Consider the following 16,787-nt stretch of genomic DNA (forward strand, 5'->3'; position numbering starts at 1 on the left):
ACCCCGGCGGAAAAGCGAAACGCCCCGGCGCAGGCCGGGGCGTTCGTCATTTCGGGCTGAGGGCCGATCAGGCCTTGATCAGGCCCATCGACTCGAGCTTCAGGATCACCTGATGCGCGCAGTGGTCGACATCGACGCCGGCGGTGTCGACGCGCAGCTCGGGGGTCGCGGGTTCTTCATAGGGGTCCGAGATCCCGGTGAATTCCTTGATCTTGCCTTCGCGCGCGAGCTTGTAGAGGCCCTTGCGGTCACGCGCCTCGCATTCCTCGATCGAGGTCGCGACATGGACCTCGACGAAGGCGCCATAGGCCTCGATCATCTCGCGCACGGCGCGACGGGTCGCGGTGTAGGGCGCGATCGGGGCGCAGATCGCGATGCCGCCGTTCTTGGTGATTTCCGAGGCGACATAGCCGATGCGCTTGATGTTGATGTCGCGGTGCTCCTTGGAGAAGCCGAGCTCCGAGGACAGGTGCTTGCGCACCACGTCGCCGTCGAGCAGCGTCACCGGGCGGCCGCCCATTTCCATCAGCTTGACCATCAGCGCGTTGGCAATCGTCGACTTGCCCGAGCCCGAGAGGCCGGTGAAGAAGACGGTGAAGCCCTGCTTGGCGCGCGGCGGCGAGGTGCGGCGCAGCTCGGTCACCACTTCCGGGAAGGAGAACCATTCCGGAATGTCGAGACCTTCACGCAGCCGGCGGCGCAGTTCGGTGCCCGAGATGTCGAGCACGGTGCAGCCTTCCGGCACCTCGTTCGCGGGGTAGTACTGGGCCTTCTCCTGCACATAGACCATGTGCTTGAAGTCGACCATGACAACGCCGATTTCCTCTTCGTATTTCTTGAAGAGTTCCTGCGCGTCATAGGGACCGTAGAAGTCCTTGCCGGCACTGTTCTTGCCCGGGCCGGCGTGGTCGCGGCCGACGATGAAGTGGGTGACGCCGTGGTTGCGGCGGATCAGCCCGTGCCAGACGGCTTCGCGCGGGCCGGCCATGCGCATGGCCAGGTTCAGCAGCGACATCGTCGTGGTCGACTGCGGGTATTTGTCGAGCACCGCCTCGTAGCAGCGCACGCGGGTGAAGTGGTCGACGTCGCCGGGCTTGGTCATGCCGACGACCGGATGGATCAGCAGGTTCGCCTGCGCCTCGCGCGCGGCGCGGAAGGTCAGTTCCTGGTGGGCGCGGTGCAGCGGGTTGCGGGTCTGGAAGGCCACGATCTTCTGCCAGCCGAGCTTGCGGAAATAGGCGCGCAGCTCGTTGGGCGTGTCGCGGCGGGCCTTGAAGTCGTAATGCACCGGCTGCTGGATGCCGGTGATCGGGCCGCCGAGATAGACCGGGCCCGCGACGTTGTGCAGGTAGTTCACCGCCGGGTGGGCGAGGTCATCGGCGCCGAAGACCTTCTCGGCCTCGCGCGCCTTGTTCGGCACCCACTTGTCGGTGACCGACAGGATCGCGAGGATCACGCCTTCCTGATCGCGCAGCGCGATATCGGTGCCGGGCGCGATGCCCTCGGCGAATTTCTCGCTGACGTCGAGGGTGATCGGCATCGGCCAGAGCGAGCCGTCCGCGAGGCGCATGTCCTCGACGACGCAGTTGTAGTCTTCCTCGCTCAGGAAACCCTTGAGCGGGTTGAAGCCGCCGTTCATCAGCAGCTCGAGGTCACAGATCTGACGCGGCGTCAGATCCCACGAAACGAGGTTGCCCGCTTCGATCTTCAGCTTCTGCGCAGACTCGTGGGAAACGTAGAGCTCCGGGATCGGGGCGAGATTGGGAAGGGACATCGCGGGACCTGTCTGATTGACGTCAAATGCGGAAAGAGTGCAGCAATGCACCCTGCCGGGCCTTAGCCTGCAACACGCGCGCGTTGCAAGCAGTCTGGTCGCGAACCGGCAGAAAAAAGCCGGTTCTCGGGTATTTTGGCACCATTTTAGGCTGAATTTCGTCCTTCCGGGCGGGAGGGCGACGGATGTTCCGCTCCCCGCCCGGACGTAGCGTCACTCCTGCTCGGCGAGCCAGCGCTCGGCGTCGAGTGCGGCCATGCAGCCCATGCCCGCCGAGGTCACTGCCTGACGATAGATGTGGTCGGTCAGATCGCCCGCGGCAAAGACCCCCTCGATCGAGGTGCGGGTGGTGCCGGGCTCGACCTTGACGTAGCCGCCGTGGTGCAGCTCGAGCTGATCCTTCACCAGCTCCGAGGCGGGCGCATGGCCGATCGCCACGAAGAAGCCGTCGCAGGGCACCACGGTTTCGGCGTCGGTCTTCACGTTGCGGATCCGCACCCCGGTGACGCCAAGCGGCGCGTCGGTGCCGAGGATTTCCTCGGGCACCGAGTCCCAGATCACCTCGACCTTCGGGTTGCGGAACAGCCGGTCCTGCATGATCTTCTCGGCGCGGAAGCTGTCGCGGCGGTGGATCACCGTGACCTTGGTGGCGAAATTGGTCAGGAACAGCGCCTCCTCGACCGCGGTGTTGCCGCCGCCGATCACCACGACCTCCTTGCCGCGATAGAAGAAGCCGTCGCAGGTGGCGCAGGCCGAGACGCCGAAGCCCTTGAACGTCTCTTCCGAGGGCAGGCCGAGCCAGCGCGCCTGCGCCCCGGTGGCGAGGATCACCGCATCGGCGACATAGGTCGTGCCGGAATCGCCAAGCGCCACGAAGGGCCGGTCGCCGAGTTTGAGGCTGGTGATCGTGTCCGAGATGATCTCGGTGCCCATGGCGCGGGCGTGTTCCTCCATCTGCACCATCAGCTCAGGCCCCTCGACCGCGGTGCGGCCGGGCCAGTTCTCGACCTCGGTGGTGATGGTCAGCTGGCCGCCGGGCTGGATGCCCTGCACCAGCACCGGGTTCAGCATCGCACGCGCGGAATAGACGGCGGCGGTATAGCCCGCAGGCCCCGACCCGATGATCAGCACGCGTGTCTTCTTCGTCTCGCCCATGGCAGCCTCCCGGTTTCTGGCGGCGAAGATATAGGCATAGACGGGCGCGGACGGAACCCCCCGGCCAAAACGCTTTGAAAATCGGTCGAATTGCTCTTGCAGCGGTTCGGGCGAAAGAATATTGCGCCATCTTCTTCTCGCGGATAAGTTCTGCGCAACTGCGGAGGGTAAGATGGCCAGCACCAAGCTTGACGAGATCGACCGGAAGATCCTGGCCGAGTTGCAGGCGGATGGTCGCATGACGAACGTCGAGCTGGCCAAGCGCGTCGGCATCTCGGCGCCGCCCTGCCTGCGCCGGGTGCGCACCCTCGAGGAGGCGGGCTATATCCGCGGCTACCATGCCGACGTGAACCCGCGCGAGCTGGGCTTCGAGGTGCAGGTCTTCGCCATGGTGCGGCTGCAAAGCCAGGCCGAGGCGGACCTCAGCGCCTTTGAAAACCGCTGCCGTGCCTGGCCGCTCGTGCGCGAGTGCCACATGCTGAACGGCGAGATCGACTTCGTGCTGAAATGCGTGGCGCCGGATCTGTCGACCTTCCAGTCCTTCCTGATGGGCGAGCTGACGCCGGCCGACAACGTGGCGAGCGTGAAGACCTCGCTCGTCATCCGCTGCGCCAAGGACGAGCCCGGCGTGCCCTTCGACGTGCTCGAGGACCGTCTCGCGAAACAGGCCTGAGGTCTGACTAGGGCCCGGGGCGATTCGGCGCTCCGGTGCAAAAACATCCCCGAAAGACCGGCATCGGGCCCCCTCGCGGCTCCTCCGCTTCAAAATGCCGCAAGCGGGCAGGGGCCTCCGATACCCCCCTGTCCCGCTTCCAATCGCCACGAATATCCCGGGGGTGAGCGGCGTCCGCCGCGAGGGGGCAGCGTCCCCTCCTTGTCCCGCCAGATGCCCGGAGGACGCCCCGCCTCAGGCGGGAATCGTCATCCCCTTGTCCTTCGCCAGCACCCGCATCCGGTTTTGCAGCTTCTCGAAGGCGCGCACCTCGATCTGCCGGATCCGCTCGCGCGAGACCTCGTATTTCGCCGACAGCTCCTCGAGCGTGACCGGCTCGTCGCGCAACCGCCGCTCCATCAGGATGTCGCGCTCGCGCTCGTTCAGCACGTCCATCGCCGCGACCAGCATCGCGCGGCGCGCCTCGAGCTCGTCGGCCTCGGCAAAGGCCTCGGCCTGGTCGGCGTCCTCGTCCTCGAGCCAGTCCTGCCACTGCGCCGCGCCGTCGCCCTCGGCCGAGCCGACCTGCGCGTTCAGCGAGGCGTCCGAGCCCGACAGCCGGCGGTTCATCTCGACCACCTCGGTCTCGGTGACGTTCAGATCATGGGCGATCTGCTTGACCGCATCGGGGCGCAGGTCGCCCTCCTCATAGGCGCCGATCCGGGCCTTGGCCTTGCGCAGGTTGAAGAACAGCTTCTTCTGCGCCGAGGTGGTGCCGAGCTTCACCAGCGACCACGAACGCAGGATGTATTCCTGGATCGCGGCGCGGATCCACCACATCGCATAGGTGGCCAAACGGAAGCCGCGCTCCGGGTCGAAGCGCTTCACCGCCTGCATCAGCCCGACGTTCGCCTCGGAGATCACCTCGGCCTGGGGCAGGCCATAGCCGCGATAGCCCATGGCGATCTTCGCCGCGAGTCGCAGGTGCGAGGTAACAAGCTTGTGCGCGGCCTCGGAATCCTGGTGATCGACCCAGGCCTTGGCCAGCATGTATTCCTCTTCCGGCTCCAGAAGCGGAAACTTCCGGATTTCCTGCAGATAGCGGTTCAGACCCTGTTCGGGACTGGGCGCGGGCAGGTTGGCGTAAGTGGTCATGCGTTCCTTTTCTCCCTGATCGACCTGAGCAGATGGGGACCGGCTGTCCCGCTGTCAAGGCCTCGGGCCCCGGGCGGGCGGCTGGCCGCACCGGGATGAGCGCAGGATGAGCGCCTTCGCGTCGGGCATCAAGGCCTGTCTCAGAGTGGAACGCGCTCGCCCAGTTCGACCACGCGGTCGCGCGGCAGGTGGTAATAGGCCGTCGGATCGGCCGCAAAGCGCGACAGCGCCGCGAAGAAGCGGTTGGAGGCGAGCTCGGGGCCGCTTCCCACCGGTACCGGCCGCCGCCGGCCAAGGAAGAAGGTCGAGGTCATCACGTCGAAGCGCAGCCCGGCACGGCGTGCGGCCCCCATGGCGCGCGACACGTTCGGGTTTTCCATGAAGCCGAAGCGCAGGACCAGCCGCACGAAGCCGTTGCCCAGCGGCTCGACGCTCGCACGTTCGGCCGCAGTGGCATAGGGCACGCGCAGCATCTCGACGGTCAGCAGAACGGTCTGCTCGTGCAGCACGCGGTTGTGCTTGAGGTTGTGCAGAAGCGCGGAGGGCACCACCTTCGGGTCCGAGGTCAGGAAGAAGGCTGTTCCCGGAATCCGGATCACCGAACTGTCCTGCATCGAGCGCAGGAAGCTGTCGAGCCGCACCGCCGAGCGATGGACGCGCATCATCATCAGCTGGCTGCCGCGCCACCATTGCCACATCACCACCCCGATCACGAGCGCGATCAGCATCGGCACATAGCCGCCGGCGAAGATCTTCGCGAGGTTCGAGGCGAGGAAGACGGATTCGATCAGGGCGATCGGCGCCACCAGGGCGATTGCCTGCGCCGGCCGGGCGCGGCCGCTGACGATCAGCAGCAATGTGCCAAGCACGGTGGTCAGCATCATCGTGCCGGTCACCGCGATGCCATAGGCCGAGGCCAGCGCCTCGGAGCTGCCGAAGGCAAGCACGAGGCAGATCACCGCGGAGAGCAGCATCCAGTTCACCACGCCGATGTAGATCTGCCCGCTCTGGTCCTGCGCGGTATGACGGATCGTCAGCCGCGGCAGGAAGCCCAGCTGCATCGCGCCGCGCGCCATCGAGAAGGCGCCCGAGATCACCGCCTGCGAGGCGATCACCGTGGCCATCGTGGCAAGTCCGACGATCCAGGGCAGGAGCGTGCCGGGCACCATGGCGAAGAAGGCGTTGTCTGCCCGTTCGGGATGCGACAGCACCATCGCCCCCTGTCCGAGGTAGTTCAGCACCAGCGCCGGCAGCACCAGCGCGAACCAGGCGATGATGATCGGCCGCCGGCCGAAATGACCAAGATCGGCGTAGAGTGCCTCGCCTCCGGTCACCGCGAGAAACACCGCGCCGATCACCGCGAAGGCGGTGCCGAGGTGGCTGGTGACGAAGCCGAGACCCCACAACGGGTTGAAGGCGCGCAGCACGATCGGCGCCTCGAGCAGGTGCAGCAGGCCGAGCCCCCCGAGCACAAGGAACCAGATCACCGTCACGGGGCCGAAAAGGCGGGCGACGCTCGCGGTGCCGCGCGCCTGCACGACAAAAAGCCCGACGAGAATCGCCAGCGTCACCGGGATCACATAGGTTTCAAGCTCGGGCAGCACGAGCCCCATGCCCTCGACGGCCGAGAGCACCGAGATTGCCGGGGTGATCGCGGCATCGCCGGCGAACAGCGCCGCCCCGGCGATCGCGATCATCAACACCGGGATGGAACGGCGCCCGAGCGCCAGCCGCACCAGTGTGTAGAGCGCAAGAATGCCGCCCTCGCCGCGGTTGTCGGCGCGCAGCAGCGCGAAGACATATTTCACCGTGACGATCAGCAGAAGCGTCCAGATCAGCAACGACAGGATGCCCAGGACCTCGGCCGGGCCGGGGGTGACGGCGCCGGTGGCCCGCAGCGCCTCGCGGAAGGCGTAGATGGGCGAGGTGCCGATATCGCCGTAGACGACCCCGATCGCGCCGAGGGTCAGCGCGGCCAGCCCCTGACGTGGGTGGCCGTGGTCCACGGTCTCGGAGTCGACCTCGCTCTCCGCGCGCAGGAAGTCGGCAATGTCGAGTGCGCCTTCGTCGAGACCGGCGGTGGTTGCGCTGGTCAGCGTGGAACCGGAAACGGGGCCGGCGGGCATGGGCATGAAACCACCATCTGGAAAGGGGGGAAGCGGGGCCGGCGACCGAGGGCGCCGGGCGGACCTGTCGAAAAGCGAGTGTCACTCGCGCGTGGGACGACACCACCTCCGCTGCGGTCTTGCGCAAAACACGCTTCGTTCAAGACTATGTGAGCTGCGCAGGGCCTGCAAGTGGTCGGCCGAGCGACGTCGCGACGCTCAGCCGGCCGTCCCCGTGCGCAACGCCGTCAGAAGCAGCTCGATGTCCGCAGGCAGGGGCGAGGAAAAGCTCAGCTCCTCGCCGGTCACCGGGTGGACGAAACCGAGCGTCGCGGCATGCAGCGCCTGACGCGGGAAGGCGGCAGCCGCCGCCGCGCCCGGCTCGCCCACGGCCTTCGGCGGCAGCTTGCGCTTGCCGCCATAGACCGGATCGCCGATCAGCCCGTGGCCGGCATGGGCCATGTGCACGCGGATCTGATGCGTGCGCCCGGTCTCGAGCCAGCAATCGACGAGCGCCGCGACACCACCGAAGGCCTCGACCACGCGGGCGCGGGTGACGGCGTGACGGCCGCCCTCGAACAGCACCGCCTGGCGCTGCCGGTCGGTCTTGTGGCGGGCGAGCTGCGAGGTGACCTTCATCACGTTGCCCGCCTCGAAGCTGACGCCGCGGGTGCCGCGCAGCCGCGGGTCCCCGGCATCGGGCACGCCATAGACCACGGCCGAGTAATGCCGGTGCACCGTGTGCTTCTCGAATTGCGCGGCAAGGCCGTGATGGGCGCGGTCCGACTTCGCCACCACCAGAAGGCCCGAGGTGTCCTTGTCGATGCGGTGCACGATCCCCGGCCGCGCCTCGCCGCCGATCCCCGACAGGGTGCCGCCGAAATGATGGAGCAGCGCATTGACCAGCGTGCCGTCTTCCGAGCCCGGCGCCGGATGCACCACCATCCCCGCGGGCTTGTCGATGACGATCAGATCCTCGTCCTCCCAGATCACGGTGAGGGGGATCTCCTGCGCCACGGTCTCGACCGGTTTCGGCGGCTCGAGCGCGATCTCGTAGATCTCGCCGGGCTCGACCTTCGCCTTCTGGTCGGTGACGGGCGCGCCGTCCTTCGTCACCGCGCCCTCGGCGATCAGCCGTGCCAGCCGCGAGCGCGACAGCGCCGCTTCCTCTGGCACTGCCGCCGCCAAGGCCTTATCAAGGCGGCCGGCGGGGGTGTCCCCGATCTCGACGCGAAGGATGGTCTGCCCGATGTCCGACATGCTGCCTTCCGATCCGGCCCCGCTGCCCGAGGTCCGGTTTCTGAAAATCCTGGTGACGGCGCTGGCCGTCACGATGATCCTCGGGCTTGTAACGATCGTCGGGCTGCTTGTCACCCGCCTGTCGGGCCCGGTGCCGCTGCCCGAGCTGCCCGCCGCGGTGGTGCTGCCCGAGGGGCTGCGCCCGATCTCGCTCGCCTTCGCCGGCAACCGCATCGTGGTGCTGGGCGCCGACGACCGGGTGCTGGTCTATCTGCGCGACGGCACGCTGCTGGGCGAGACCCGGCTTGCTCCCGCCCCCGGGGCGCCCGCGCCATGAGCGCGCCGGTGCCGCGGCTGGCCGTGCTGGCGGTGGTGCTGCGCGGCGAAGAGGTGCTGCTCGTGCGCCGGGCGAACCCGCCCGATGCGGGGCTCTGGGGCTATCCGGGCGGCAAGGTCGACTGGGGCGAGACGGTCGAGGCGGCGGCACTGCGCGAACTGACGGAAGAGACCGGGCTTGTGGCCCGCGCCGGCACCGTCATCGCCCAGACCGACGCGATCAGCCGCGACGCGGACGGCGCGGTGCAGTTTCACTATCACCTCGTGGCCGTCGCCTGTGCGCAGGCGCAGGGCGAGCCGCAGGCCGCCGATGACGCGCTCGAGGCGGAATGGGTGCCGGTGCCCGAGGTGCTGGCCCGCGCCCGCCCGATGAGTGCGCGGGTCGAAGAGGTCCTCGCCCGGGCTCTGGCGGCGCGAGTTTAGGCTTTTCCCTGCACAAAGACTCCCGCCGGAGGCGCGGGCAAGGGTGCGGGAGCCTCCGGCGGGAGTCTTTGAACCAAGAAAAAACCGCGGGAGAAAAGCCCGCGGGGCGGGGCTCAGGCCCCGGTCTTCGGGCTTGCGGCCTCGAGCGCATCGAGACGGGCCTTCAGCGCCTCGTTCTCCTCGCGCGCCTTCTGCGCCATCGCCTTCACCGCGTCGAATTCCTCGCGGGTGACGAAGTCGCGGTCGGCAAGCCAGCGGTCCATCCAGCTTTTCATCGCGGTTTCCGCCTCGGTGCGGGCGCCCTGCGCCACGCCCATGGCGTTGGTCATCAGCTTGGACATCTCGTCGAAGAACTTGTTCGGCGCTTGCATCGCATCCCTCATGGTCACGGGGTTTTGCCCTATATGAGCGCAGCTGCGGCAAGAGACAAGGTTGACTTCGCCCCGGCCCGCGGGCTTCCTGCGCGCGACATCGAGGAGCACCATGGCCATTCCCTTCCCCGAGATCGACCCGAACGCCTTTGTCATTCCGGTCGTGAACCTGCCGATCCGCTGGTATGCGTTGGCCTATATCGCCGGCCTGCTGGCCGGCTGGCGCATCATCGTGGCGCTGATGAACCGCCCCGCGCTCTGGGGTGGCACCGCGCCGATGCGGCCGAAGCTGGTCGAGGATCTGCTGACGGCGGTGATCCTTGGCGTGGTGATCGGCGGCCGGCTCGGTTTCGTGCTGTTCTACGAGCCGGGGTATTACCTGACCCACCCGCTCGAGGTGGTGAAGGTCTGGCAGGGCGGCATGTCCTTCCACGGCGGCTTCCTCGGCACGGTGGTGGCGGGGCTGTGGTTCTGTCGCCGCCACGATCTGCCGGCGCTGCGCGTGGCCGATGCCTTTGCCCTTGTCGCGCCGATCGGGCTGTTCCTGGGCCGGGTCGCGAATTTCATCAAGCCCGAGCTTTGGGGCCGGCCCACGGATGCGCCCTGGGGGGTGATCTTCCCGGTCGAGGCGGCGCAGGTCTGCAACGGCATCGCCGGGCAGATCGACGGCATTTGCGCGCGCCACCCCTCGCAGCTCTACGAGGCGGGGCTCGAAGGCCTGCTGCTGGGCGCCATCCTCTGGGCGCTGATGGCCACGGGGGCGCTGAAGCGGCCGGGGCTGTTGCTGGGCGTGTTCCTGACCGGCTATGGGCTCAGCCGCGCGGTGGTCGAGCTCTTCCGTCAGCCCGACGCGCAATTCGTCGGGCCGGGCAACCCGCTCGGGCTTGCGCTGCAGTTCGGTGACTGGGGCCTGACCATGGGGCAGATCCTGTCCTTGCCGATGATCGCTGCCGGGCTGTGGTTTGCGCTGCGCGCGCGGCGGGGGCAGGCGTGACCCCGCTTGCCGAGATCTTCGCGCGGCGCATCGCGCTCGAGGGGCCGATCCGGCTGGATGCCTACATGGCCGAATGCCTGCTGCATCCGGCGCATGGCTATTACGCCACCCGCGACCCGTTCGGCCGGGCAGGCGATTTCATCACCGCGCCGGAAATCTCGCAGATGTTCGGCGAGATGCTGGGCCTGTGCCTGGCGCAGGCCTGGCTCGATCAGGGCGCGCCCGCGCGCTTCGTGCTGGCCGAGCTCGGCCCCGGGCGCGGCACGCTGATGGCCGACATGCTGCGCGCGATGCGCGCCGTGCCGGGGATGGCGACGGCGGCCGAGGTGCATCTGGTCGAGGCCTCGGCCAGCCTTCGCGAGGTGCAGCGCGCGCGCCTTGCGGGCCATGCGGTGCAGTGGCACGACAGCGTGGCCGATCTGCCCGAGGCGCCGCTGTTCCTGGTGGCGAACGAGTTCTTCGATGCCCTGCCGGTCCGCGCCTTCGAGCGCCGGGGCGGGGCCTGGGCCGAGCGGCAGGTGGGGCTTGCGGACGGGCGGCTGGTGCCGGGGCTCGCCCCGCCGGCGGCGCTGGCGCTGCTTGACGATCGTCTCGCCGACACGCAGGACGGCGACATCGTCGAGATTTGCCCCGCCGTGCCCGCCATCGTGACCGAGATCGCCGGCCGGATCGCGCGCCAGGGCGGCGCGGCGCTGGTCATCGACTATGGCAACTGGCGCAGCCTTGGCGACACCTTCCAGGCGTTGCGCGCCCATGCCCCTTGCGACCCGTTCGAGGCGCCGGGCGAGGCCGACCTGACCGCCCATGTCGATTTCGAGCCGATCGCGCGCGCGGCCCGCGCCGCCGGCGTTGCGGTGAGCGCGATGACCCCGCAGGGGGTGCTGCTCGAACGGCTCGGCATCACCGCCCGGGCCGAGCGTCTGGCGCAGGCGCTGACCGGGGAGGCGCTTGACGCGCATGTTGCCGCGCATCGGCGCTTGACCCACCCGGCCGAAATGGGTCACCTGTTCCAGACGCTTGCCCTTTACCCCAAGGCCGCCCCGCGGCCTCCGGGCTTCGATGCAGCCACCGCAGAAAATGATGCCGACAACTCTTGATATCCTGACCTCGCGCGCGCTTTCGGGCGTCAAGCATGGCTTCTTCACTCGCCGCGGCGGGGCCTCTTCTGGGGTGTTCCAGGGGCTGAACTGCGGCCACGGGTCAAGCGACCTGACCGAGGCGGTGAACCTCAACCGCGCCCGCGTGGCGAGCGCGATGGGGGTGAGCCCGGCCGAGATGGTGGGCGTAAACCAGGTGCATTCCGCCGATGTCGCGGTGGTCGATGCGCCGCTGGCTGCCCCGGTCACGGCCGATGCGATCGTCACCGCGACGCCCGGTCTGCTGCTGACGGTGCTGACCGCAGATTGCGAGCCGGTGCTGTTTGCCGACCGCAGCGCGGGGGTGGTGGGCGTGGCCCATGCCGGCTGGCGCGGCGCTCTGGGCGGCGTGCTCGAGGCGACGCTTGAGGCGATGGAGGGGCTGGGGGCGCAGCGCGCCGATACCGTGGCGGTGATCGGCCCCTGCATCTCGCAGCGCGCCTATGAGGTCGGTTTCGACTTCATGGACAATTTCCTCGCCGAAGACCCGGAGTATGACCGCTTCTTCGCCGGCGGCCCGAATGGCAAGCCGATGTTCGACCTGCCGTCCTTCGGCCTGCACCGGCTGCGCACGGCGGGGGTGGGCGCGGCGGAATGGACCGGGCATTGCACCTATTCCGACCCCGACCGATTCTATTCCTACCGCCGCGCAACCCATGCCGGCGAGGCGGATTACGGCCGGCTGATCTCGACGATTCGGCTCTGATTGCGGCGCGATTGCGCCGGGGGCTGCCACGCTCTTGCCGCAATTGTGGCGCCCCGCGGCGGATTTCGGTGAAAACCCGTTGATTTGTTCGTCCGGCGCAACAATCGGGAGCCATAATTCCCGCAGATGGCCCCGTGACGGATTGGTTCCAAAGCCTTAACAGTGCCGCAATGGGCCGCGATAAAGAGGGCATCCGGGACGATCCCGCACTGACACGCCCCAAGGCAGGAGAGCAGAGATGAGCACCACCAAGACCCCCCGCTGGATGAAATCGGTCCTCGCCGAGGCCGCGCAGTCCGAGGTGCAGATGCCCTGGGCTCGCGGTGCGCGCCGCGAGGCGATGATTGTGCGCCGGGCTGCTGACGAGGCCGCCTCGCGCGCGCCGCAGCGTCCGGTGCTGGCCGCCCGCTGAGCGGGCTGGCCCCCGGGCCGGGGGCTGCCACTCCCGGCCCGCCGAGGCCGCGTCGTCCGCGCGATCGATTCGCTGCCCATTTTGGCAAGATCCGCGCCGGGCGCGGCTTTCGCGAAACAGTTCCCGCAGGCCCCGTGGATTGATCCCGCGGGGCGGCGCAATTTTCAGTAAAATTTGACCGCTCGGCGGGGCGTGCGCATCCTCTCAGGGTCTCTCTGCGAAAGGGTGGGGGCCCCGCAGATCCGACGCATATCAAGGCTGTTTTCATGACCCAGAACCGCCCTCTGGCGGCCGGGCCGGTTGCGCCCGCGACCCCTGTCCAGATTTCTGCGCGCCCGGCGCCTGCCGCGCCCGATGGGCGTGCGCCGCGCCCCGTGCCCCTGACCCGTCGTTACGAGACCTGCTGGCTCGCAGCCGATGGCCGCATCGACAGCGCCACCCGGCTTGGCCCCGCGGTTCCGCTGTTCGAGGAGGCGTTCTCGGCGCTCGCGCGCGGTGCGGTGATCGCGACCGGGGACGGGCCTGTCGCGGTCGAGGACCTCGTGCCCGGTGTGCGCGCGCTGACCGCCGAGGGGCGGGCCGAGACGATCACCTGGATCGGCTCGATGGTGCTTTACCCCGATGCGACGACCGACGCGGCGTCCGGCCCCATCCGCGTCACTGCCGGGGCCTTCGGTCAGGGCCGTCCGATGTCCGACCTCGTGCTGGGCCCCGCGGCCCGGCTGTGCCTGCGGGGCGGCCGGCTGACGCGGGCGACGGGGCTCGAGGCGGCCTATGTGCCGGTGCGGGCCCTGGTCGACGGCGAGACCGTGATCGCGCTGCGCCCGGCGATGCCGGTCACCGTGTATCATCTCGTTCTTGCACGGCAGGGCAGCCTGCGCGTCGCCGGGGTGGAGGTCGAGAGCTATCACCCCGGCGGTGGGCTCGAGACGATGGTCGAGCCGCGGATGCTGTCGCTGTTTCTGGCGCAGTTCCCGCAGCTGCGCGGGCTTGCCGATTTCGGCCCGCCGGCGCTGCCGCGGCTGACCTCGGCCGCCGCGGGGGCGCTGTGGGGCTGAGGCTCAGCCCGGCAGGGTCTCGCGCAGGTAACGCAGCATGTTGCGGCCCATCACCTTGGCAATCACCGCCTCGCTCATCCCGGTGTCCATCAGCGCCTGGGTGATCGCGGCAAGCTCGGAACTGTCGAGATCGGTGGTCACCGCGCCGTCGAAATCCGAGCCGAGCGAGACGTGATCCTCGCCCAGAAGCGCCACCGCGGCCGTGATGCTTTTCGCGATGCCCGCGGGCGTCGCATCGCAGACCGCCTCGTCCCAGAAGCCGATGCCGACCACGCCGCCCTTCGCCACGATCGCCTGCATCAGCTCGTCGGGGAAGTTGCGCTTCGTCGGGCAGGTGCCGTGGATGCCGGTGTGGCTGACGATCGGCCGGGTGCCGGGCATCGCCAGCACGTCGCGCGCCATCTGCGGCGAGGCATGGGCGAGGTCGATCACCATGTGGCGCGCGACCATCTCTGCCACCACCTCGCGGCCGAAGGGGGTGAGGCCGGCGTTGTCCTCGCCATGCAGGCTGCCGCCAAGTTCATTATCGAAGAAATGGGTGAGCCCCATCAGCCGGAACCCCGCGTCGTAAAGCCGGCCGAGGTTCTCGATCCGGCCTTCGAGCACATGGCCGCCCTCGGCGCCGAGCAGGCCGCCCACGGTCTCGGCGCCCGCCGCGCGCGCGGCCACCAGCGCGTCGAGATCGGCGCGGGTGCGGATCACGGTCAGCTGCTCGGGCGCCTTCGCCGCGGTCGCATTCAGCCGGGCCGCCTGATCGAGGCCGCGCGCCATCAGGCTGAACCAGGTCTGCGGCGGACGCGCCTCGGCGATCATCAGCGCGGTGATGTTGTCGCGCGCGCTGGCCGAGTTCTGCTCGTAATTCTGCCCGGCGGGGCTTTTCGTCACCGTGGTGAAGACCTGCAGCGCGACATGGCCCGCGCGCAGCCGCGGCAGGTCGACATGGCCGCGGGTCGAGCGCATCAGCAGGCTGCGCCCCCACAGCAGCGCGTCCGAATGCCAGTCGCCGACGAACAGCCGGGCATGCAGCGCGGCGGCCTCGGGCGAGACCGGCCAGGGCGCATGCGGGGTGACGGCGTTCTGCCCGTTTTCGGCAATGCGCGGGGCGAGCGTGAAAAAGGTGCCGGCTCCCAGAACCAGCACCCCCGCAAGGCGCCACAGCCATTTGCGTGCCATTTGAAATTCCTCCCTGAAATCCTCCGGTGCCGAGGCTAGCAGGGCGGGGCAAGGGCGCCCAGAGGCACCCTTGCGTCAGGCTCAGGCCTCCATCGCCTCGAGCTCGTCGATGAAGCCCGCGATCATGCTCAGCCCCTTGTCCCAGAAGGCGGGGTCCGAGGCGTCGAGGCCGAAGGGGGCGAGCAGCTCCTTGTGGTGCTTCGAGCCGCCGGCCTTCAGCATCTCGAAATACTTCTCCTGGAAGTCGGGCAGCCCGTCGGCATAGGCGGCGTAGAGCGCGTTCACCAGCCCGTCGCCGAAGGCATAGGCATAGACGTAGAAGGGCGAGTGCACGAAATGCGGGATATAGGACCAGAAGGTCTCGTAGCCCGGCATGAAGGTGAACGCCGGCCCGAGGCTCTCGGCCTGCACCGACATCCACAGCGCGTTGATGTCCTCGGGCGTCAGCTCGCCCTGGGCGCGGGCGGCGTGCAGCTTGCATTCGAAGTCATAGAACGCGATCTGCCGCACCACGGTGTTGATCATGTCCTCGACCTTGCCGGCGAGCAGCGTCTTGCGCTCGGCCTGGGTCTTCGCGCCATCGAGCAGCTTGCGGAAGGTCAGCATCTCGCCGAAGACCGAGGCGGTCTCTGCCAGCGTCAGCGGCGTGTCGGCCAGCATCTCGCCCTGGCCCGCCGCAAGCACCTGGTGCACGCCATGGCCGAGCTCGTGCGCCAGCGTCATCACGTCGCGCGGCTTGCCGAGGTAATTCAGCATCACATAGGGGTGGACGGTGGTCACGGTCGGATGCGCGAAGGCGCCCGGCGCCTTGCCGGGCTTGACGCCGGCGTCGATCCAGCCCTTCTCGAAGAACGGCTGCGCGATCTCGGCCATCTTCGGCGAGAAGCTGGCATAGGCGGTCAGCACCGTGTCCTTCGCCTCGTCCCACAGGATCTTGCGCGGCGCCTCGCTCGGCAGCGGCGCGTTGCGGTCCCAGATCTGCAGCTTGTCGAGGCCGAGCCATTTCGCCTTCAGCGCGTAATAGCGGTGGCTGAGCCGCGGATAGGCGGCGACCACGGCGTTGCGCAGCGCCTCGACCACCTCGGGCTCGACGTCGTTCGACAGGTGCCGGCCGGTCTGCGGCGTCGGCATCTTGCGCCAGCGGTCCTCGATCTCCTTTTCCTTGGCGAGCGTGTTGTGCACGCGCGCGAAGATCTTGATGTTGTCGGAAAAGACCTTGGCCAGCGCATGCGCCGCAGCCTCGCGCTTCGGCCGGTCGTGGTCGGTCATCAGCGTCGTCGTGGCTTCAAGGTTCAGCCTCTCGCCCTCGACCTCGAAGGTCAGCGCGGCGGTGGTCTCGTCAAAGAGCCGGTTCCAGGCGGCGGCGCCGACAACCGACTGGTCGTGCAGGAATTTTTCCAGCTCGTCGGACAGCTGATAGGGTTTCATCGCCCGCATCCGGTCGAACACCGGCTTGTAGCGCGCCACCGCCGGATCGGCGAAGACCGCCTCATAGGTCGCGTCGTCGATCCGGTTGAACTCGAGCGAGAAGAAGACGAGCGGCGTGGTGTAGCCGGTGATCCGGTCCTGCGCGTCCGACAGGAACTTGGCGCGCGCGCCATCGACGGTGTTCTGATAATAGCGCAGCCCGGCATAGGACATGATCCGCCCGGCCGTCGTCTCGATCGCCTCGTAGCGGCGGATGCACTCGGCCATCGCGGCGGCGTCGAGCGTGGCAAGCTTGCCCTCGTAATCGGCCGCGAAGCTCGCGCACATGGTTTCGAGCGAGCCCATGTCGCGGGCCAGTTCCGGCGCGTCGGGGGCGGTGTAGAGATCGCTCAGGTCCCAGTCCGGCAGGTCACCGAAGCCGCCCGAAGCGCCCCCGGCACTGGCGTTGGCATCGGGAAGCGGCAGGTTCTTTTTCATGGCACCCTCATCTGTGGTTGTCCCAGAGATAGGCGCAGGCAGGGGGCAGGTTCAAGCCGCGGTGCGGATCGGACGGCGGCAGGGCGCCGGTGCCGGTGCGCCGCCGCGGTCGATCCCGGCGGCCCGGCCGGTCGCCGCCCTGCCGAAAAAGCGCGATGAATTGCCCGATTTGGCGGCTAAAGTTATCATTTCG

16 protein-coding genes are annotated in these 16,787 nt (G+C 68.5%); 8 read left to right on the plus strand and 8 right to left on the minus strand.

Translation table 11 applies throughout. The annotated features are described in order from the left end of the window. Positions 1 to 67 precede the first annotated feature (67 nt). Positions 68 to 1,774, minus strand: a complete 1,707-nt coding sequence (locus DYS74_RS00970; protein WP_121530289.1) for a bifunctional sulfate adenylyltransferase/adenylylsulfate kinase — start codon at positions 1,772 to 1,774, stop codon at positions 68 to 70. Between the two features lie 213 nt (positions 1,775 to 1,987). Next, positions 1,988 to 2,929, minus strand: a complete 942-nt coding sequence (gene trxB / locus DYS74_RS00975; protein ID WP_121530290.1) for a thioredoxin-disulfide reductase — start codon at positions 2,927 to 2,929, stop codon at positions 1,988 to 1,990. A 172-nt stretch (positions 2,930 to 3,101) separates the two neighbouring features. On the opposite strand from trxB, the gene DYS74_RS00980 reads away from it, so the two are divergent. Then, positions 3,102 to 3,602 (plus strand): Lrp/AsnC family transcriptional regulator, encoded by a 501-nt coding sequence (locus tag DYS74_RS00980; RefSeq protein WP_121530291.1) that lies wholly within the window; start codon positions 3,102 to 3,104, stop codon positions 3,600 to 3,602. 234 nt (positions 3,603 to 3,836) lie between these two features. Here the strand turns inward: DYS74_RS00980 and rpoH are convergent, their stop codons facing one another. The 3 genes from rpoH to DYS74_RS00995 all read right to left on the minus strand — a co-directional run bounded on the left by rpoH (position 3,837) and on the right by DYS74_RS00995 (position 8,101). Continuing rightward, a complete protein-coding gene (gene rpoH / locus DYS74_RS00985; RefSeq protein WP_121530292.1) occupies positions 3,837 to 4,736 on the minus strand; it encodes an RNA polymerase sigma factor RpoH in 900 nt (299 codons plus the stop codon). Between the two features lie 140 nt (positions 4,737 to 4,876). After that, positions 4,877 to 6,868, minus strand: coding sequence for a potassium transporter Kup (locus tag DYS74_RS00990; protein WP_121530293.1), 1,992 nt, complete (start codon positions 6,866 to 6,868; stop codon positions 4,877 to 4,879). A 192-nt stretch (positions 6,869 to 7,060) separates the two neighbouring features. After that, positions 7,061 to 8,101 (minus strand): RluA family pseudouridine synthase, encoded by a 1,041-nt coding sequence (locus DYS74_RS00995; protein WP_121530294.1) that lies wholly within the window; start codon positions 8,099 to 8,101, stop codon positions 7,061 to 7,063. Between DYS74_RS00995 and DYS74_RS01000 the strand changes: the two genes are divergently transcribed. Beyond that, positions 8,091 to 8,417: a DUF6476 family protein gene (locus DYS74_RS01000; protein ID WP_147435430.1), complete on the plus strand. Its 327-nt coding sequence runs from the start codon at positions 8,091 to 8,093 to the stop codon at positions 8,415 to 8,417. The genes DYS74_RS00995 and DYS74_RS01000 overlap by 11 nt on opposite strands. Beyond that, a complete protein-coding gene (locus DYS74_RS01005; protein WP_121530296.1) occupies positions 8,414 to 8,839 on the plus strand; it encodes an NUDIX hydrolase in 426 nt (141 codons plus the stop codon). The genes DYS74_RS01000 and DYS74_RS01005 overlap by 4 nt, the downstream gene beginning before the upstream one ends. 113 nt (positions 8,840 to 8,952) lie before the next feature. On the opposite strand, the gene DYS74_RS01010 is transcribed toward DYS74_RS01005, so the two are convergent. Beyond that, positions 8,953 to 9,210, minus strand: coding sequence for an accessory factor UbiK family protein (locus DYS74_RS01010; RefSeq protein ID WP_121530297.1), 258 nt, complete (start codon positions 9,208 to 9,210; stop codon positions 8,953 to 8,955). 112 nt (positions 9,211 to 9,322) lie between these two features. Here DYS74_RS01010 and lgt point away from each other — a divergent pair, with 112 nt between their 5' ends. The 5 genes from lgt to DYS74_RS01030 all read left to right on the plus strand — a co-directional run bounded on the left by lgt (position 9,323) and on the right by DYS74_RS01030 (position 13,516). After that, positions 9,323 to 10,204 (plus strand): prolipoprotein diacylglyceryl transferase, encoded by an 882-nt coding sequence (gene lgt / locus DYS74_RS01015; RefSeq protein WP_121530298.1) that lies wholly within the window; start codon positions 9,323 to 9,325, stop codon positions 10,202 to 10,204. After that, complete coding sequence (locus tag DYS74_RS01020) at positions 10,201 to 11,301, plus strand: class I SAM-dependent methyltransferase (RefSeq protein ID WP_121530299.1); 1,101 nt, start codon at positions 10,201 to 10,203, stop codon at positions 11,299 to 11,301. The genes lgt and DYS74_RS01020 overlap by 4 nt, the downstream gene beginning before the upstream one ends. Beyond that, positions 11,285 to 12,046, plus strand: a complete 762-nt coding sequence (pgeF, locus tag DYS74_RS01025; protein ID WP_121530300.1) for a peptidoglycan editing factor PgeF — start codon at positions 11,285 to 11,287, stop codon at positions 12,044 to 12,046. The genes DYS74_RS01020 and pgeF overlap by 17 nt, the downstream gene beginning before the upstream one ends. A gap of 238 nt (positions 12,047 to 12,284) precedes the next feature. Further along, positions 12,285 to 12,458 (plus strand): hypothetical protein, encoded by a 174-nt coding sequence (locus tag DYS74_RS18545; RefSeq protein ID WP_183077421.1) that lies wholly within the window; start codon positions 12,285 to 12,287, stop codon positions 12,456 to 12,458. A 374-nt stretch (positions 12,459 to 12,832) separates the two neighbouring features. Next, positions 12,833 to 13,516: a Hint domain-containing protein gene (locus tag DYS74_RS01030; protein WP_183077422.1), complete on the plus strand. Its 684-nt coding sequence runs from the start codon at positions 12,833 to 12,835 to the stop codon at positions 13,514 to 13,516. A 3-nt stretch (positions 13,517 to 13,519) separates the two neighbouring features. On the opposite strand, the gene DYS74_RS01035 is transcribed toward DYS74_RS01030, so the two are convergent. Together DYS74_RS01035 and DYS74_RS01040 are read right to left on the minus strand one after the other, a co-directional pair. Further along, positions 13,520 to 14,689 carry a dipeptidase gene (locus tag DYS74_RS01035; protein ID WP_121530302.1) on the minus strand — a complete coding sequence of 390 codons (1,170 nt, stop codon included), beginning with the start codon at positions 14,687 to 14,689 and terminating at the stop codon, positions 13,520 to 13,522. A gap of 81 nt (positions 14,690 to 14,770) precedes the next feature. Next, entirely contained in the window at positions 14,771 to 16,594 is a 1,824-nt protein-coding gene (locus DYS74_RS01040; RefSeq protein WP_121530303.1) for a M3 family oligoendopeptidase, read from the minus strand. Between the last annotated feature and the right edge of the window lie 193 nt (positions 16,595 to 16,787).

It is taken from the genome of Paenirhodobacter hankyongi (assembly GCF_003664585.1).
Lineage (GTDB): Bacteria > Pseudomonadota > Alphaproteobacteria > Rhodobacterales > Rhodobacteraceae > Rhodobacter > Rhodobacter hankyongi.

Excerpts from the sequence above, each read along its gene's own strand:
- DYS74_RS01035 (WP_121530302.1), bottom strand. The coding sequence starts at position 14,689 with ATGGCACGCAAATGGCTGTGGCGCCTTGCGGGGGTGCTGGTTCTGGGA.
- DYS74_RS00980 (WP_121530291.1), top strand. The coding sequence starts at position 3,102 with ATGGCCAGCACCAAGCTTGACGAGATCGACCGGAAGATCCTGGCCGAG.
- DYS74_RS00995 (WP_121530294.1), bottom strand. The coding sequence starts at position 8,101 with ATGTCGGACATCGGGCAGACCATCCTTCGCGTCGAGATCGGGGACACC.
- rpoH (WP_121530292.1), bottom strand. The coding sequence starts at position 4,736 with ATGACCACTTACGCCAACCTGCCCGCGCCCAGTCCCGAACAGGGTCTG.
- lgt (WP_121530298.1), top strand. The coding sequence starts at position 9,323 with ATGGCCATTCCCTTCCCCGAGATCGACCCGAACGCCTTTGTCATTCCG.
- DYS74_RS01010 (WP_121530297.1), bottom strand. The coding sequence starts at position 9,210 with ATGCAAGCGCCGAACAAGTTCTTCGACGAGATGTCCAAGCTGATGACC.
- DYS74_RS01000 (WP_147435430.1), top strand. The coding sequence starts at position 8,091 with ATGTCCGACATGCTGCCTTCCGATCCGGCCCCGCTGCCCGAGGTCCGG.
- DYS74_RS01040 (WP_121530303.1), bottom strand. The coding sequence starts at position 16,594 with ATGAAAAAGAACCTGCCGCTTCCCGATGCCAACGCCAGTGCCGGGGGC.
- trxB (WP_121530290.1), bottom strand. The coding sequence starts at position 2,929 with ATGGGCGAGACGAAGAAGACACGCGTGCTGATCATCGGGTCGGGGCCT.
- DYS74_RS00990 (WP_121530293.1), bottom strand. The coding sequence starts at position 6,868 with ATGCCCATGCCCGCCGGCCCCGTTTCCGGTTCCACGCTGACCAGCGCA.
- DYS74_RS01005 (WP_121530296.1), top strand. The coding sequence starts at position 8,414 with ATGAGCGCGCCGGTGCCGCGGCTGGCCGTGCTGGCGGTGGTGCTGCGC.
- pgeF (WP_121530300.1), top strand. The coding sequence starts at position 11,285 with ATGCCGACAACTCTTGATATCCTGACCTCGCGCGCGCTTTCGGGCGTC.
- DYS74_RS18545 (WP_183077421.1), top strand. The coding sequence starts at position 12,285 with ATGAGCACCACCAAGACCCCCCGCTGGATGAAATCGGTCCTCGCCGAG.
- DYS74_RS00970 (WP_121530289.1), bottom strand. The coding sequence starts at position 1,774 with ATGTCCCTTCCCAATCTCGCCCCGATCCCGGAGCTCTACGTTTCCCAC.